Source organism: Sinomonas soli, assembly GCF_054782415.1.
On the sequence record NZ_BAAGSN010000002.1, the window covers coordinates 112,472 to 128,713 of the forward strand.

Here is a 16,242-nt window from a genome sequence, read left to right on the forward strand (position 1 = left end):
TGTAGGGGGACGCCGGGGGCCCGTCGATTCGGCCGCGAGGGGTTGAGCGTGATGCCGGTCACTGTTAGGGTCAGCCCATAATCTGAACTAGAACCCACGATGTGGTGGGCCCCGGGGGGAATGGGATGGATCAGCAGACTGCGCTCGACGAGTATGCCGTGGACCTCGAGGGCTGCTCGAAGGAGTTCACGGCCCCGGGGGGAGAGACCTACGTCGCGGTGCGCGACATCAGCCTCAAGGTCCGGCCCGGACGCTTCGTGTCCGTGGTCGGCCCCACCGGCTCGGGCAAGTCCACCATCCTGAACATGGCCGCAGGCCTCCTGGCCCCCTCGGAAGGGACCGCGAAGAGCTTCGGCCAGCCCGTCAAGGGCGTGAACCGGCGCGCGGCGTACATGTTCCAGCAGGACGCGCTCCTGCCGTGGAAGACGGTGGTCGACAACGTCAGCCTCGGGCTCACCATGGCCGGCGTCGGCAAGGCCGAGGCCCGGACCGAGGCGCAGAGGTGGCTCGAGAAGGTGGGGCTGAAGGACTTCGCCGACCGCTACCCCCACCAGCTCAGCGGCGGCATGCGCAAGCGCACCGCCGTCGCGCAGGCGTGGATCGTGAACCCGGACATCCTGCTCATGGACGAGCCGTTCTCAGCGCTGGACGTGCAGACCCGCCAGATCATGGAGAACGAGCTCCTGGCCCTCTGGCAGGAGTCCGGCAAGGCCGTCGTCTTCATCACCCACGACCTGGACGAGGCCATCGCCCTCTCCGACGAGGTCGTCATCCTCGGCGCGGGGCCGGGCAGCACCGTGGTGGGCTCGTACGAGATCACCATTCCCAGACCCAGGGACCTCCTCGAGATCCGCGACGACCCGCAGTTCATCGAGCTCCATCGGGAGATCTGGGGGCGGCTGCGCATCGAGGTCTCCAAGACGTACCAGACCTCGGCCCTGGGAGGGGGAGCGGAATGACCGTCGCCGACGTCAACCGGCAGGGGGCCGCACCCCGCAGCGAGTCCGCGCGGCAGCGCCGCGTCGCCCGCGGCCGTGCCCGGATGACCCCCGCCATGCGACTGCTCCAGCTGGGCCTGACCGTCGCGGTGCTCGCGGCATGGGAGGTGCTGGTCCGGGTCCACGTCATCGACGAGTTCTTCTTCCCGCGGCCGTCGGAGATCTTCTCCACGATGTGGCTCTGGATCTCCTCCGGCTACGTGTTCCCGCACCTGTGGGTCACCATCCAGGAGTCCCTGCTGGCCTTCATCGTCGGCGCCGCGGCCGGCCTGCTCCTCGGGTTCGCGCTCGCCCGGATCGGTTTCCTCGAGCGGCTGTTCCAGCCGTTCCTGCAGATGTTCAACGCCCTCCCGCGCGTGGTCCTCGCCCCGATCTTCCTCCTGTGGTTCGGCCTCGGCATCTGGTCCAAGGTCGCCTTCGGGTTCACTCTCGTGTTCTTCATCGTCTTCTTCAACACCCTCGAGGGCGTCAAGAGCGTCGACCGCGTGCTCATCGACAATGCCCGCATGCTGGGCGCCACCGAGCGCCAGCTCCTGCGGCATGTCTTCATCCCGAGCGCGCTCACGTGGATCTTCTCGAGCCTCCATATCAGCGTCGGCTTCGCGATCACGGGCGCCGTGGTCGGAGAGTACCTCGGCGCCTCGGCCGGCGTCGGCTATGCGATCGCCCAGGCCCAAGGCGTCTTCGACACCAAGGGCGTCTTCGCGGGGATGTTCATCCTCATGATCGTCGTCCTGATCGTCGATCTCGCGGTCAACCGCATCGAGCACCGGCTCCTGCGCTGGCGCCCCACCCAGTCCGCCTGACCCCAGCCTCCCCACCGACATCTCCGGAAGGACCACCTCCATGACCTCGTCTCCCGACCCGCACCAGAACCCGGCCGTCTCCGAGGGCTGGACCCGCCGCCGCGTCCTCTCGGTGGCAGGCATCACTGCCGCCGGCCTCGCGCTCGCTGCCTGCGGCGCGCCCTCCTCGGCGCCGCCGGGGCAGGCCGGCACGGGCGGGGCCTCCGGTGCGGCAGGCGGGGGTTCCGGCGCGAAGGTGATCATCGGCGTCGGCGGCCAGACCCTCCTGACGTACCTGCCGACGACCCTCGCCCAGCAGCTCGGCTACTACAAGGAGGAGGGCGTCGACGTCGAGCTCCAGGACCTCCAGGGCGGCTCGAAGGCCCTCACCGCGATGATCGGCGGCAGCACCCAGGTGACGAGCGGCTACTACGAGCACACCATCCAGATGCAGGCCAAGAACCAGAGCATCGAGGCCTTCGTCGACATGGGCCTCTCCTCCGGCCTCGCGCTGGTCGTGGCGCCCAAGAACGAGGGCTCCATCAAGGGCATCGCGGACCTGAAGGGCAAGAACGTCGGAGTGACCGCGCCCGGCTCGTCGACGGACATGTTCGTGAAGTACCTCCTCTCCAAGAACGGCTTCCAGCCCACGGACGCCGCCGTCTCCGCGATCGGGGCCGGCTCGAGCGCGGTGGCCGCGGTCCAGAACAACCAGGTCGACGCGGCGGTCATGCTCGAGCCGGACATCTCGGTCCTGGCCAAGCGGCTGGGGAAGGCGCCCGTCATCCTCCAGGACGTGCGGACGGTCGACGGGCTCAAGGCGGTCTTCGGCACCGAGTCGTGGCCGTCCGCCTGCCTGTACGCCAAGACGGACTGGATCTCGAAGAACCAGGACACCGTGGGCAAGCTCGCCAAGGCGATCGAGCGCACGCTCGAGTACATCAGCGAGCACTCGGGCCAGGAGATCGCGGCCAAGATGCCCGAGAAGTTCGCGGGCGGCGACAAGGTCCAGTACGCCAAGGTGATCGACGACCTCAAGAAGACCCTGAGCAAGGACGGCAAGTTCACCGAGGACGGCACCCAGGCGGTCCTCAAGACCCAGCGCGTGGCCAACCCGGAGATCGGGGACAAGGCCATCGACCTGAGCAAGACGTACACCAATGACTACGTCAAGGCCTGAGACGGGCTCGGTAGAGGCCCCCCGGGCGTTCGCGCCCCTCGCCGGGATCCGCGTCCTCGAACTCGGGAACTACATCGCCGCGCCCACGGCGGGCCGGCTCCTCGCCGACTTCGGTGCCGAGGTCATCAAGGTCGAGCGCCCGGGCACGGGGGACGAGCTGCGCAACTGGCGGCTCTACGAGGGCAGCACCTCGATGCTGTACCGCACCATCAACCGCAACAAGAAGTCGGTGGTCCTGGACCTGCGCTCGGAGACGGGGCGAGACCTGGTCCTCGACCTCGTGCGGCACTGCGACATCCTGCTCGAGAACTTCCGCCCGGGCACCCTCGAGCGGTGGGGGCTGGGACCCGAGGTCCTCAGCGCCGCCAACCCGGACCTGATCATCACCCGGCTCTCCGCCTACGGCCAGACCGGACCGATGTCGGACCGCCCAGGCTTCGCCGCCGTCGCCGAGGCCGTGGGAGGCTTCCGCGAACTCGTGGGCGATCCGGACAGGCCGCCCGTGCGGGTGGGGATCTCCATCGGAGACTCGATCGCGGGCCTCTACGCCGCCTTCGGGTCCATGATGCTGCTGTTCCAGCGCGAGCGCTCCCAGGGGGCCCGCGCGCCCCTCGCCGAGAGGGTCGTCGATGTGGCCCTCAACGAGGCCATCTTCTCGATGATGGAATCGCTCATCCCCGACTACGAGGCCTACGGCGTCCGCAGGACCCGCACCGGGGGCCGGATGGAGGGCATCGCCCCCAGCAACGCCTACGTGTGCGCGGGCGGCGGGAGCATCGTGATCGCGGGCAACGGCGACTCCATCTTCGCCCGGCTCATGCAGATCATCGGTCGTCCGGACCTCGCGGCGGACCCGGAGCTGGCCGGCAACGCCGGCCGCTGGGAGCGGCGGGACGAGCTCGACGCCGCGATCGGCGTCTGGACCGCAACCCTCCCGCCGGCGGAGGCGCTCGCCGTCCTCGACCGCGCCGGGGTGCCGTCCGGCCCGATCTACACCGCGGAGGACATCTGCGCCGACCCGCAGTACGCCGCCCGGCACATGATCCAGAAGTTCGACGTCTCCACGGGCGAGCGGACCATCCCCGACGTGGGCTTCCCGGGCATCGTGCCGGTCCTCGGAGAGGCCTCGCTCCCGGTCCGCTCCCTGGGCCCCGACCTCGGCGAGCACACCGAAGAGGTCTGCCGCGACCTGCTGGGCCGGTCCGAGGCGGAGATCCGCGCGGTCCTCCGCGCCGCGCAGGGGGTGACGGCATGAGCCACTCCTTCACCCCGGAGGCCAGGCTCCGCGACGTGACCCTCCGCGACGGGCTGCAGCTCACGGGCAAGGTCCTGCCCACCGACCGGAAGGTCGCGCTCGCCCGCCGGCTGCTCGCCCTGGGCGTGCCCGCACTGGAGATCGGCTCCCTCGCCCGCCCGGACAAGGTGCCGCCGATGGCCAACACGCTGGAGGTCGTCCGCGCCCTCACCGCCGAGGAGCTGGCCGCGTGCTGGCTCTGGGTGGCCACCCCCAAGCACGTGGAGCTCGCCCTGGAGGCGGGCGCCCGGAACCTGCAGTACTGCTTCTCGGCAAGCGATGCCCACAACCTGGCCAACATCGGGCGGACCACCGAGGGCAGCCTCGAGGCGATGCCGCGGGCCCTCGCCCTCGCCCGAGAGGCGGGGGCGTCCGTGGAACTGTGCATCGCGACCTCCTTCACCTGCCCCTTCGAGGGGCCCGTCCCGCCCGAGCGCGTCCTCGGCATCGCCAACGACCCCCGCACCGAGGGCGCCCAGGGCATCGTCATCTGCGACACCCTCGGCCAGGCCGTGCCCGCCCAGGTCGCGGACCTCGTCGCCCGAGTGGGGGAGGAGACCCCCGAGCGCGAGATCGTCTACCACGGGCACGACACGTGGGGCCTCGGCGTCGCCAACACGCTCGCCGCGATCCAGGCCGGTGCCGCCATGGTCGACGGCGCGCTGGGCGGCCTCGGCGGGTGCCCCTTCGCCCCCGGGGCGAGCGGCAACACCTCGAGCGAGGACATCCTCTTCGCGACGCGCCCGGAGTGGTTCACGCCCGCGACCCTCGCCGAGCTCGTCGGCATCTCCGAATCGCTCCTGGCCGACCTCGAGGAGCCGAACCGCTCCCGGGCGTCCCAGGGCGCCCGGTCGCGGGCCCTGGCCTTCGAATGGGTCATCGGCGTGCAGACGCACGACGGCGAGGCCTCGCCGTCGGCCTCCCCGCTCACCTGACCGCCCGCCTGACCGCGCCCCCGCCAGCATGGAAAAATGCTCCTGAGGCGAAGGGGGCCCATGGAATTTCTGCTGCTGGTGGTCGGCCTGCTGTTCGGGACGGTCCTCATCGTGGGGATCGGGGAGCGGATCCGCCTGCCCTATCCGATCCTCATGCTCGTGTTCTCGGCGCTCGCCGCGTCCCTGCCGTTCGTCCCGAACGTCCACATCGACCCCGAGCTGATCCTGCCGCTCTTCCTGCCGCCGCTGCTGTTCGCGGCGGCGCAGCGGTCCTCCTGGTCCGTGTTCAGGCTGCGCTGGCGCTCCCTCGTGCTCCTGGCGGTGCTGCTGGTCGCGGCGACGGTGGCGGCGGTCGCGGCGGTGACGTGGTGGCTGGTTCCTGCGGTCGGGCTGCCGCTCGCGCTGGCGCTCGGGGCGATCGTCGCCCCGCCGGACCCCGTGGCCGTCGAGGCGATCGCGGGCAAGGTCAGCATGCAGCGCCGGCTTCTGACGGTGCTCCAGACCGAGGGCCTGTTCAACGACGCGATGGCCATCGTGATCTTCCAGGCCGCGGTGTCCGCGACCGTCAGCCACGGCCGCGTGGGCTGGAGCGTGGTCCCGCAGTTCCTCGTGGGGGCCGCCGGTGCGGCGCTGCTCGGGTTCGCGGTGGCCTGGGTCGTCGGGACCCTCACCCGCTTCGTCCCCGACCTCGTGGCCCGCAGCGCCGCCTCGCTCGTGGCGCCGTACGCCGTATACCTGCTGGCGGAGCTGGTCCACTGCTCGGGGGTCGTCGCGGTGGTCGTGACCGCGGTCGAGCTCGGACGGCGGGCGCGGCCCCAGGATTCGGGGGAGCGGCTCACCCGCTCGGCCTTCTGGGACGTCCTCGAGCTGCTGACCACAGGGGTGGCGTTCGGGCTCGTGGGCATCGAGATGCGCTCGGTCATCGAGGCCGAGGGGGCGAACCTGCTGACCTTCGTCCCCGGGATCGTGGGGATCTGCGCGACCGTCATCGTCGTGCGCTTCGTGTGGATGTACGCGATGTACTGGATCGGCGGAGCCGAGCGGCGGGAGAAGACGCCCGGCTCGCTCAGGGAGGTGGTGGTCCTGACCTGGTGCGGCATGCGCGGCCTGGCCACCCTCGCGCTCGCGCTGGCTCTGCCGACCACGCTCGCGGACGGCTCCCCGACGCCGGGGCGCAACTTCGCCGTCGCGGCGGCGGCCTCGGTGCTCGTGGTCACGCTCGTGCTGCCCGGCCTGACCCTGCCCTGGCTCATGCGCGTGCTGCACCTTCCCGACGACCGCGCCGCCGAGCAGCGCGCGCAGCGGGCCCTCGCGCGCCGCGCCGAGCGGGTGGCGCTCGAGGCCCTGCGCACCTCGCCGGCGGCGCAGAAGCTCCCGGAGGGGCGCCGGCGGGCCCTGGCCCGGCGCATGTCCTCGCTCCACACGATCCTCCAGGCCGACTACGCAGAGGATCCCGAGAAGATGCGCCGGATCCAGGCCGTGCTCGCCGCGATGGAGCGCGCCCAGCGCGACGCCCTGGACGCGGCCCGGCGGGAGATGCTCGCGGCGCGCAACGAGCCCGGCAACGACCCCGAGCTGGTCGACCGTGTGCTGCGGCGCCTCGACCTGCGCACCGTCACCCTCGACCGCTGACCGGCGCTCCCCGCGCACGACGCCGGCCGGGCGCCTCCCGCGCCCGGCCCGCCGCACGCCGCGGTCCAGGCCAGGACCCGGTTCGGCCCTGCCCTCCACGGGTAGGCTCCATGACGTGACCGAGACCACGGGGACCGTCCGCCTGCCCGACCACCTCCGCCCGGTGACCTCGCCGCGCGCCCGGCCCGCCGCCGTCGTGCGCGGCCCCCGCTACCGGATCACCGTGCTGACCTCGCGCCTGCTGCGCCTCGAGTACTCCCCGGACGGGGAGTTCGAGGACCGCGCCTCGCAGGCGGTCCTGCACCGGGACCTGGAGCCGCCGGAGTTCACGGTCCTCGACGCGGACAGCCGGCTCGAGATCCTCACGGCGCACCTCCACCTCGTCTACGACAAGGGCCCTTTCGCCCCGCACGGGCTCTCGGTCAAGGTCCTGGGCGGGGTGAGCAACTACCACAGCGTCTGGCACTACGGCGAGGAAGGCGAGCGGAACCTCGGCGGCACCGCGCGCACCCTCGACGGAGTGGACGGCGCGTGCGAGCTCGAGCCCGGCCTGATGTCCCGCTACGGCTTCTCGGTCCTCGACGACAGCAGCACGCTCGTCTTCGACGACGACGGCTGGCTCGCTCCCCGCGCCCGGCCGGGTGCCGGCGCCGCAGCAGGCCACGGCGGCAGCGCCGCCGGGCGCGCGGACCTGTACTTCTTCGGCTACGGGCGCGACTACCGCGCCTGCCTGCGCGACTTCTACCGCATCTCCGGCCCCACCCCGCTCGTGCCCCGCTTCGCGCTCGGGAACTGGTGGAGCCGCTACCACCGGTACTCCGAGCAGGAGTACCGGGGCGTGGTCGAGCGCTTTGCAGCGGAGGAGGTCCCCCTCTCCGTCGCCGTCCTGGACATGGACTGGCACCTCACCGAGATCGATCCGGCGCACGGCTCGGGCTGGACCGGCTACACCTGGAACCGGGAGCTGTTCCCCGACCCGGAGGGCTTCGCCCGGTGGCTCCACGGCGGGGGCCTCGCGCTGACCCTCAACGTCCACCCCGCGGACGGGATCGCGGCCCACGAGGAGGCGTACGAGCGCACCGCACTGGCCCTCGGCCTCGACCCCGCCGCCGGGGAGTCGATCGCATTCGACCCGGCAGACCCGCAGTTCCTCGGCGCCTACCTGCGCGAGGTCCACCACCCGCTCGAGGAGGCGGGAGTGGACTTCTGGTGGCTCGACTGGCAGTCAGGACCGTACTCGCGCCTGCGCGGACTCGACCCGCTGTGGGTGCTGAACCACGTGCACTTCCTCGACTCGGCGCGCGGGGGCCGCCTGCCGCTGACCTTCTCCCGCTACGCCGGCCCCGGCAGCCACCGGTACCCGATCGGGTTCTCCGGGGACACGATCGTCACGTGGGAGTCCCTCGCGTTCCAGCCCTACTTCACGGCGACCGCCTCGAACGTCGGCTACGGCTGGTGGAGCCACGACATCGGCGGCCACATGGGCGGCTACAAGGACGACGACCTCGCCGCCCGATGGGTCCAGCTCGGTGTCTTCTCGCCGATCACCCGCCTGCACAGCTCGTCGATGCCGTTCACCGGGAAGGAGCCCTGGCGGTTCCGACCGGACGCGGAGGCGGCGATGGAGGAATTCCTGCGCCTGCGGCACCGGCTCGTGCCCTACCTCCACACGATGAACCACCGCGCCGCCGCCGAGGGACGGCCCCTCGTGGAGCCGCTCTACTACGAGCACCCCGAGGCTGCCGAGGCGTACGAGGCCCCCAACCAGTTCCTCTTCGGATCCGAGCTCATGGTCGCGCCGATCGTCACGCCCCGGGACCGGGCGCTCAACCGCGCAAGCGTCACGGCCTGGCTCCCGCCGGGGGACTGGTTCGACGTCTTCACGGGAACCCGCTACCGGGGCGCCCGGTGGGTGCGGATGTTCCGCACCCTCGAGTCGATCCCGGTCCTGGCCCGGGCCGGGGCGATCCTGCCGCTCGCCACCGGAGCGGTGGCAAACGGGACCGCCTGCCCGGAGCGGGTCGGCGTGCGCGTCTTCGGGGGCGCCTCCGGCGCGTTCGATCTCATCGAAGACGACGGCACCGGCGCCGCCGGGCTGCGCGAGCACCAGGTGCGGACCCCCATCGCGTTCGACTGGGAGGCAGGCAGCCTGCGGGTCGGGCCGGCGCGGGGCACCGCCGACGGCGTGCCGCGGACACGGGCCTGGGAGCTCGCCATCGAGGGGATCGCCCGCCCCGGCACCGTCCGCGTTGCGGCGGGCGGCCGGGAGCTGGACGCCGTGGCCGAGTACGACGAGCAGGCCGCGACCCTGCGCGTGACGGCCGAGGGAATCGACGCTGCCGAGGCCCTCACCGTCACGGCCGCCGGAGGCTTCAGCCTCGCGCCCAACCGGACCGTCCCCGCCGTCGAGCGTCTCCTGACCGACGTGCACGCGGAGTTCGCCGTCAAGGGCGAGGTCTACGCCCGGGCCGCCTCGGGCGCCCGTCCCGCCGCGTTCGTGGCCGCGCTCGCGGGCCTCGGACTCGACGACGGCCTCTTCGGCGCCCTCGTGGAGCTCATCCTCGCCGATGCGGGGTGAGGCCCTGCGCACGACGCCGGCCGCGCGCCTGCCGCGCCCGGCTCACCGCACGTCGCGGTGCAGGTCAGGCCGCGTGCCCGGGCCCTCGGAGCGCGGCGCGATCCACGGCCCGGTGCCCTCGGAGGGGTCGAGCACACCGTCCTCGACCCAGGTGAACTCCCCGTCCAGCACGCGGCGCGCGAGGCGCCGGTCGGCGTCGTCCGTGTTGTCCCACAGCGCCGCGAAGAGCGCCTCGACGCGCCGCCGCGCCTGCTCGCAGAACGCCTCGGCAAGGTCCCGGGCGCTCTCCGCCCCGTCCGCCCCCGTGGCCCGCAGGTGCTCGGACCAGGCGCAGACCGCGGCCATGGCGAAGAGCTCTGCGCCGATGTCCACGATCCGGCCGAGGAACGCCTGCCGGTGCTCGAGGGCGGCCTGCCAGCGGCCCATGCCGGCGAACGTGTGCCGGGCCAGGCGGCGGGAGGCCCGCTCGACGTAGCGGAGGTGCCTGGCGAGCGTGCCGAATCCGCGGTAGGCCCGCGGGTCGTTGCCCTCGCCGGCGAGGAGCCGGGGGAGCCACTTGGCGTAGAAGCCCGAGGCGTCCCTCGCGGCACGGACCTTCTCCGACAAGGTCGCGTCGGCGCGGGCGAGGTCGCCGGCGGCGGCGAGGTGGGCGTCCACGGCCTCGCGGGCGATCAGGAGGTGCATGATCTCGGTGGAGCCTTCGAAGATGCGGTTGATGCGGAGGTCGCGCAGGAGCTGCTCGGCCGGCACGGCCCGCTCGCCCCGGGCCCGCAGGGACTCGGCCGTCTCGTAGCCGCGGCCGCCACGGATCTGCACGAGTTCGTCGGCGACCGTGTAGGCCATCTCGGAGGACCAGAGCTTGGCGAGCGCCGCCTCGATGCGCACGTCCTTCATGCCCGCGTCCGCGAGCGCGGCGGAGACCTCGAAGACGGCCTCGAGCGCGAACGCGGTGGTGGCCATGAAGGCGATCTTCGTGGCGACGGCCTCGTGCTCGCCGATCGGGCGGCCCCACTGCACCCGGGCCGCCGACCAGCCGCGGGCGATCTTCAGGGACCACTTCGCCCCCGCGGCGCACATGGCCGGGATCGAGAGCCGGCCGGTGTTGAGGGTGGTGAGCGCGATCTTGAGGCCCTGCCCCTCGCGGCCCACGCGGTTGGCGGCGGCCACGCGGACCCCGTCGAAGCGGGTCACGCCGTTCTCCAGGCCCCTGAGTCCCATGAAGGAGTTGCGGTTCTCGACCGTGATCCCGGGGGTGTCCATCTCGACCACGAACGCGGTGATGCCGCCCTTGCCCGCAGGGACGTCCCCGGCCGCTCCGTGGGGCAGGACTGCGGCCATGATGACCACGAGTTCGGCGATCACCCCGTTGGTCGTCCACAGCTTGGACCCGTCCAGCACATAGCTGAGGCCGTCGTCGGAGAGCCGCGCGGTCGTGGTGAGCCGGGCTGGGTCCGAGCCGACGTCCGGTTCCGTGAGGAGGAAGGCGGTCACCGCGCCGGCCGCGCAGCGCGGGAGGAACTGCCGCTTCTGCTCCGCCGAGCCGAACATCTTCACCGGCTCGGGCACGCCGATGGACTGGTGCGCGGAGAGGAGCGCGCCGATCGAGGGGTGGAGGGAGCCCACGAGCATGAGCGCGCGCCCGTAGTAGGCGAGGGAGAGGCCGAGCCCGCCGTACTCGGCGGGGATCTTCATCCCGAAGGCGCCGATGTCCGCGAGGGAGCGGAGGTACTCGTCGGGGATGCGGTCCTCGGCCTCGATGCGGGCTCCGTCCATGGTCGCCAGCACGCTGCGGAGCCTGGCGAGGAACGCCTCGCCGCGCTCCGCGTCCTCCGGCGTGGGCTCGGGGACGGGGTGCATGAGGTCCCACTGGAAGTCGCCCAGATAGAGGGCCTTGGCGAAGCTCGGCCGCTCCCAGTCGGTCTGCCGGCTCGCCTCGGCGACGGCGCGGGATTCCTCCCAGCCGGGGGCCTTCCCCTCGACGGCGCTGGCCGTGGTGATGCTGGCCGCTTCGGCATTGGCTGCTTCAGCACTGGCGGGGTCGATGTCCGTGCTCATGGCGGTTCCCCTAGCGTCCGGGGGCCGCCGCGGGCCGGAGGCCCTTCAGCTGTGGATTCATCGTACGCCGCACTCCTACTGGCGGGTAAGGGGGCCGAAGGTCCCGTGGTGCGCGGCCCGGGGCGCGAGGATGTGCAGGAGACCGGCGGCCAGCTGCGCGAACTGGGACCGGGCTCTCGGCGCCCTCTGCACATCCGTGCATATGACGTGGATCACCCTTGCGGCCCGGGTGGGAGCTACCGGAGGGTAACTTGCAGCCCGCGGGCAAGGAAGCCCGCGGCCCGAGACACTGGAGGCCGCCGATGCGCCGAATCCACCTCACCGCCCTGCTCTCCGCCGCCCTGCTGGCCCTCGGCCTCGTCGCGGCGCCGGCCGCCCAGGCCGACTCGGTCTCGCCCGACCCGCCCGGGGCGAACGACTTCACGTGCAAGCCCTCTGCCGTGCACCCCTACCCCGTGGTCCTCGTCCCCGGCACGTTCGAGACGATGTACAAGAACTGGGCCCTGCTCTCGCCGGTCCTCAAGGACCAGGGCTACTGCGTCTTCTCCCTCAACTACGGCGTGGTCAACGGCGTGCCCGCGAGCGGGCCGGTTGCGGACTCCGCGGCCGAGCTCGGGCAGTTCGTCCAGTCCGTGCTCGGCGCGACCGGCGCGAAGCAGGTGGACCTCGTGGGGCACAGCCAGGGCGGCATGATGCCGCGCTACTACCTGGGTTTCCTCGGCGGGGCCAAGTACGTGCACCAGCTCATCGGCATCGCCCCGTCCAACCACGGGACGCAGGGCCTCATCGCCCCGTCTCCGGCCGGCATGGTCCTCGACACGACCGCCACGAGCACGGCGTGCCAGGCCTGCGCCGACCAGTACGCCGGGTCGGCCTTCATGGCCCAGCTCAACTCCATCGGCGACACCGTGGCGGGACCGGCGTACACCGTCATCTCCACGCGCTATGACGAGGTGGTCACCCCGTACACGTCCCAGGCGCTGGCGGGTCCGTCCAAGCAGGTCACCAACCTCGTGCTCCAGGACTACTGCCCGCTGGACACGATCGAGCACGACCAGTCGCCCAACGACCCGAACGTCTGGGCCCTCGTCTCCAACGCGCTCCTGCAGGCCGGCCCCGCGGACCCGTCCTACCGGCCGGTCTGCGCCTAGTCCGGGTCTGTGACCAGCCCCGTTCCGCGGCTGCGCACGACGCCGGCCCCGCGCCTACGGCTCCTCGCGAGCGGCGGGTGCGGGGCCGGCGTCGTCCGCCCCGCCTTCCGCGGGGCGGTGCGGACTGGTTGACTGGCGCCATGACTGAATCCTCCTCCGCAGAGTCCCGCGTGGTGAGCGCCGAGCGCGCCATCGCGGCCCCCAGCGCCGCCATCTTCGACCTCATCGCCGATCCGGCCGCCCAGCCCCGCTGGGACGGCAACGACAACCTCGGCGAGGCCGCCGCCGGACAGCGTGTCACGGGCGTGGGCGATGTCTTCCGGATGACCCTGACCAAGGGGGCGGTTCGCGAGAACCACGTCGTGGAGTTCGAGGAGGGCCGCCGCATCGCATGGATGCCGGCCGAGGAGGGCAAGGCGCCGATCGGCCAGCTGTGGCGCTGGGAGCTCGAGCCGCAGGGGGAGGGACGCACGCTGGTGCGGCATACCTACGACTGGACCCGGCTCGAGGACCCGCAGCGCCTTCCCCGTGCCCGTGCCACCACGGCGGAGAAGCTCCGGGCCTCGATCGACCGGCTGGCCGAGCTCGTCGAGGGCGCCTAGGGCCGCCGTTCCAGAGCACCGCAGGGGACCACGCCCGGTGGGCGTGGTCCCCTGCGTCACGTGCGGGGCCGGATCAGACGGCCGGGAGGAACTTCAGCGCCGAGTTCCACTGGTACTCGGGGAGCGACTCGTTGGCCGAGAGCAGGATGTTCAGGAAGCCGGTCTGCTCCAGCTGCTGGGCGCGGCGGAGCGGGCCGACCACGACGGCGTTGAGGCTCGCCGCGGAGACGAAGTCGGCGACGGCTCCGACGGCGGCCTCGTCGTCCCCTGCGATGAGCACGTCCAGCTCCTGGCCGGACACGGCGCCCGAGACGAGCGTCCCGCCGAAGGTCGTGTTGAAGGCCTTGACGACCTTGGCCGGAGTCAGCTTCTGGATCTCCTCGGCGGCCGAGGTGCCCGCCGCGACCGCGAGGCCGTCGAAGGTCGAGAAGTCGACCGGGTTGGTGATGTCCACGTAGACCTTGCCGGTCAGGGCGTCGCCGTACTGGGCCGCGATCGCCTTCGAGGCGTCGAAGTACACGGCGGGGATCACGATGGCGCCCGTGACCTCGTCGCCGAGCACGCCCGTGGTGACGGTGCCGCCGAGCTCGGAGGCGAGGGCCTCAGCCTTGGCCTTGTCCTCGTGGGCGAGGAGCTGGACGCTCTTGCCCGCCGCGACCGCGCGGGAGGCGATGCCGCGGGCCATGCTGCCGGTTCCGATGATGGTGATGTCACTCATACTGGTCTTCTTTCCAAAGAGGCGGGATAGGAAGCTCATGGGGGGCTTTCGTCGTCACGCTGGCCCTTCCGGGCCCTTACTTGAAGCTACAACTAAAGAGTAGGCCGATCTATTCCATGCGGTCAACGCCCGCGCCGTTGCGTTGACATGTAGGAATTTTCCTACATATGGTAGGACGGTGCCTCGCCAGAGCCGGGAGACCCCCACCGACCACGTGTTCGCGGCCCTCGCGCACCCGGTGCGGAGAGACCTCCTGGCCGCACTGCTCGAGGGGGCGCAGACGGCGCAGGCGCTCGCGGACCGGTACGAGATGGCCCGCCCGAGCGTCGCCGAGCACCTCAGGGTGCTGCGCGGCGTCGGCCTCGTCGCCGAGCGCCAGGCGGGCCGGAACCGCTACTACTCGCTCACGCCGGAGCCCCTCGCCCTGCTGCGGGCCTGGCTGGAGCCCTACGAGGACTTCTGGCGCGGCCGCATCCCGCGGCTCGCCGCACTCCTGGAGAAAGAGGAACCATGACGGACGCCACCGCTGACCGCACCCTGGTCCGCGTCGAGGACTTCCTGCCGCAGCAGCCCGCCGCTGTGTGGGACGCCCTCACCACGCCGGACCTGCTCGCCCAGTGGCTCATGCCCAACGACTTCGCCCCCGCGGTGGGCCACCGCTTCCACTTCCGCACCGAGCCGATCCCGGCCGCGCGCTTCTCCGGGGTCATCGCGTGCGAGGTCCTCGAGCTCCGCGAGCCGGAGCTGCTCGTCATCTCCTGGGCGGACGAGGGGGAGGGGAACGACATGGACACGACCGTCACCTTCCGCCTCGGGGCGCACGACGGCGGCACGCGCCTCACGATCGTCCAGGCCGGCTACCGCCCGGACCACCCGGGGGACCAGATGGCGCGTACGATCATGGGCGGCGGCTGGGCCGGCCGCATCCTCGGCCGGCTCAAGGAGGTGCTCGGCGCAGCGGCCTGATTTGCGGCACCCGCGCGCGGCGCCTAGTATTTAACGCTGTCGTATGCAGTGGTTTCCACTATCGGCACTGAAGTCACCGTCAAACCGCGGCGAGGGAACTTCGGCTGGCTCTCACCCCGCCTGGTTCACCCTCCGGAAAGCTGCAGGCGAACGGTGCATCGAGGTGGCGGGACGCTCATGCGGAACGCCATTTTTACTGCAACTGTTTGACTACACCTTGGAGGAGCGAACATGGCAGCGCATTGCCAGGTGACCGGGGCATCGCCCTCGTTCGGTCACAGCATTTCCCACTCGCACCGCCGCACCAAGCGTCGGTTCGACCCCAACATCCAGAAGAAGCGCTACTGGGTCCCGTCCCTGCGCCGCAACGTCACCCTGACGGTGTCGGCCCGTGGCATCAAGACCATCGACGTCCGCGGCATTGACGCGGTCGTCTCCGAGCTGCTTGCGAAGGGTGTGAAGCTCTGATGGCCAAGAAGGACAAGGACGCTCGTCCCATCATCAAGCTCAAGTCCACGGCGGGCACCGGGTACACCTACGTGACCCGCAAGAACCGCCGCAACGACCCCGACCGTCTGGTCATGAAGAAGTACGACCCGGTCGTCCGCAAGCACGTCGACTTCCGAGAGGAGCGCTAAACATGGCCAAGAAGTCCAAGATTGCCCGCAACGAGCAGCGCAAGGCCATCGTTGAGCACTACGCCGCGAAGCGCGCCGAGCTGAAGAAGACCCTCGTCGACGAGAACGCGACGGACGAGGCCCGCGAGGCCGCCCGCCTCGGTCTCCAGAAGCTCCCGCGCAACGCCTCGCCGGTGCGCCTGCGCAACCGCGACCAGATCGACGGCCGCCCCCGCGGCACGTTCCAGAAGTTCGGCATCTCGCGCGTCCGTTTCCGCGAGATGGCCCACAAGGGCGAGCTTCCTGGCGTCACCAAGTCGTCCTGGTAGGAACTCCGCCATCTTGGCGAAGGCCTGACCCGTCCGAAGGGCGGCACCCCCCACAGGGGTGCCGCCCTTCGGCGTTCTCGGGTTCGGTCGGCTTACGACCAGAGGGCCGGCGCCGGCGACACGCCCGGGATGCAGCCGATTTGCCCGGTGCGGGCGCCGCCGGTAATGTCTTCGGAGTCGTCAGGGGTTGCCGCGGAAACGCGGAGGACACAGACGGCCAAACCCCACCAGAAGAAACCGGAAACGGAAGCGATCAGTCGCGGCCGGAAACACGGTTCGGAGGGCTTTCCACGAAGTGAATCCGCAACAAGCGGATTTGCACCGGGAAAGACGCTCTGGTAGGTTAGAGAAGTTGCTCCGGGAGGGCCTGGCCGGTTGGTTGGTCTGGTTGTTACCGGGTGC

16 protein-coding genes are annotated in these 16,242 nt (G+C 71.4%); 14 read left to right on the forward strand and 2 right to left on the reverse strand.

Annotation, left to right across the window (positions count from 1 at the left end; all coding sequences use genetic code 11):
• Window positions 1–125: 125 nt before the first annotated feature.
• The 7 genes from ACYVKZ_RS01070 (at window position 126) to ACYVKZ_RS01100 (ending at window position 9,402) form a co-directional block, all read left to right on the forward strand.
• Complete coding sequence (locus ACYVKZ_RS01070) at window positions 126–959, forward strand: ABC transporter ATP-binding protein (protein ID WP_460990185.1); 834 nt, start codon at window positions 126–128, stop codon at window positions 957–959.
• Window positions 956–1,804, forward strand: a complete 849-nt coding sequence (locus ACYVKZ_RS01075; protein ID WP_460990186.1) for an ABC transporter permease — start codon at window positions 956–958, stop codon at window positions 1,802–1,804. The genes ACYVKZ_RS01070 and ACYVKZ_RS01075 overlap by 4 nt, the downstream gene beginning before the upstream one ends.
• A 40-nt stretch (window positions 1,805–1,844) precedes the next feature.
• On the forward strand, window positions 1,845–2,963 hold the full coding sequence (locus ACYVKZ_RS01080; protein ID WP_460990187.1) for an ABC transporter substrate-binding protein: 1,119 nt from the start codon (window positions 1,845–1,847) through the stop codon (window positions 2,961–2,963).
• Window positions 2,944–4,218 (forward strand): CaiB/BaiF CoA transferase family protein, encoded by a 1,275-nt coding sequence (locus tag ACYVKZ_RS01085; protein ID WP_460990188.1) that lies wholly within the window; start codon window positions 2,944–2,946, stop codon window positions 4,216–4,218. The genes ACYVKZ_RS01080 and ACYVKZ_RS01085 overlap by 20 nt, the downstream gene beginning before the upstream one ends.
• Window positions 4,215–5,192 carry a beta/alpha barrel domain-containing protein gene (locus tag ACYVKZ_RS01090; protein ID WP_460990189.1) on the forward strand — a complete coding sequence of 326 codons (978 nt, stop codon included), beginning with the start codon at window positions 4,215–4,217 and terminating at the stop codon, window positions 5,190–5,192. The genes ACYVKZ_RS01085 and ACYVKZ_RS01090 overlap by 4 nt, the downstream gene beginning before the upstream one ends.
• A 60-nt stretch (window positions 5,193–5,252) precedes the next feature.
• Window positions 5,253–6,824 (forward strand): Na+/H+ antiporter, encoded by a 1,572-nt coding sequence (locus ACYVKZ_RS01095; protein WP_460990190.1) that lies wholly within the window; start codon window positions 5,253–5,255, stop codon window positions 6,822–6,824.
• A 115-nt stretch (window positions 6,825–6,939) separates the two neighbouring features.
• Window positions 6,940–9,402: a glycoside hydrolase family 31 protein gene (locus tag ACYVKZ_RS01100; RefSeq protein WP_460990191.1), complete on the forward strand. Its 2,463-nt coding sequence runs from the start codon at window positions 6,940–6,942 to the stop codon at window positions 9,400–9,402.
• Window positions 9,403–9,444: 42 nt separating this feature from the next.
• On the opposite strand, the gene ACYVKZ_RS01105 is transcribed toward ACYVKZ_RS01100, so the two are convergent.
• Window positions 9,445–11,457 (reverse strand): acyl-CoA dehydrogenase family protein, encoded by a 2,013-nt coding sequence (locus tag ACYVKZ_RS01105; protein ID WP_460990192.1) that lies wholly within the window; start codon window positions 11,455–11,457, stop codon window positions 9,445–9,447.
• A 302-nt stretch (window positions 11,458–11,759) separates the two neighbouring features.
• On the opposite strand from ACYVKZ_RS01105, the gene ACYVKZ_RS01110 reads away from it, so the two are divergent.
• Both ACYVKZ_RS01110 and ACYVKZ_RS01115 read left to right on the forward strand, forming a co-directional pair.
• The gene (locus ACYVKZ_RS01110) at window positions 11,760–12,608 is read left to right on the forward strand and encodes an esterase/lipase family protein (protein WP_460990193.1); all 849 of its coding nucleotides are present in this window, start codon (window positions 11,760–11,762) and stop codon (window positions 12,606–12,608) included.
• A gap of 140 nt (window positions 12,609–12,748) precedes the next feature.
• Complete coding sequence (locus ACYVKZ_RS01115) at window positions 12,749–13,210, forward strand: SRPBCC family protein (protein WP_460990194.1); 462 nt, start codon at window positions 12,749–12,751, stop codon at window positions 13,208–13,210.
• A 73-nt stretch (window positions 13,211–13,283) separates the two neighbouring features.
• Here the strand turns inward: ACYVKZ_RS01115 and ACYVKZ_RS01120 are convergent, their stop codons facing one another.
• The gene (locus ACYVKZ_RS01120; protein WP_460990195.1) at window positions 13,284–13,928 is read right to left on the reverse strand and encodes an NADPH-dependent F420 reductase; all 645 of its coding nucleotides are present in this window, start codon (window positions 13,926–13,928) and stop codon (window positions 13,284–13,286) included.
• Window positions 13,929–14,106: 178 nt separating this feature from the next.
• Between ACYVKZ_RS01120 and ACYVKZ_RS01125 the strand changes: the two genes are divergently transcribed.
• From ACYVKZ_RS01125 to rpsN, 5 genes are all read left to right on the forward strand, one after another.
• On the forward strand, window positions 14,107–14,442 hold the full coding sequence (locus ACYVKZ_RS01125) for an ArsR/SmtB family transcription factor (RefSeq protein ID WP_307006390.1): 336 nt from the start codon (window positions 14,107–14,109) through the stop codon (window positions 14,440–14,442).
• Window positions 14,439–14,894, forward strand: coding sequence for an SRPBCC family protein (locus tag ACYVKZ_RS01130; protein WP_460990196.1), 456 nt, complete (start codon window positions 14,439–14,441; stop codon window positions 14,892–14,894). The genes ACYVKZ_RS01125 and ACYVKZ_RS01130 overlap by 4 nt, the downstream gene beginning before the upstream one ends.
• A 231-nt stretch (window positions 14,895–15,125) precedes the next feature.
• A complete protein-coding gene (gene rpmB, locus ACYVKZ_RS01135; RefSeq protein ID WP_066500630.1) occupies window positions 15,126–15,362 on the forward strand; it encodes a 50S ribosomal protein L28 in 237 nt (78 codons plus the stop codon).
• Window positions 15,362–15,532 (forward strand): 50S ribosomal protein L33, encoded by a 171-nt coding sequence (gene rpmG / locus ACYVKZ_RS01140; protein WP_043122011.1) that lies wholly within the window; start codon window positions 15,362–15,364, stop codon window positions 15,530–15,532. Before rpmB ends, rpmG begins: the two co-directional genes overlap by 1 nt.
• 2 nt (window positions 15,533–15,534) lie before the next feature.
• On the forward strand, window positions 15,535–15,840 hold the full coding sequence (gene rpsN, locus ACYVKZ_RS01145; protein WP_066500625.1) for a 30S ribosomal protein S14: 306 nt from the start codon (window positions 15,535–15,537) through the stop codon (window positions 15,838–15,840).
• Window positions 15,841–16,242: the final 402 nt, after the last annotated feature.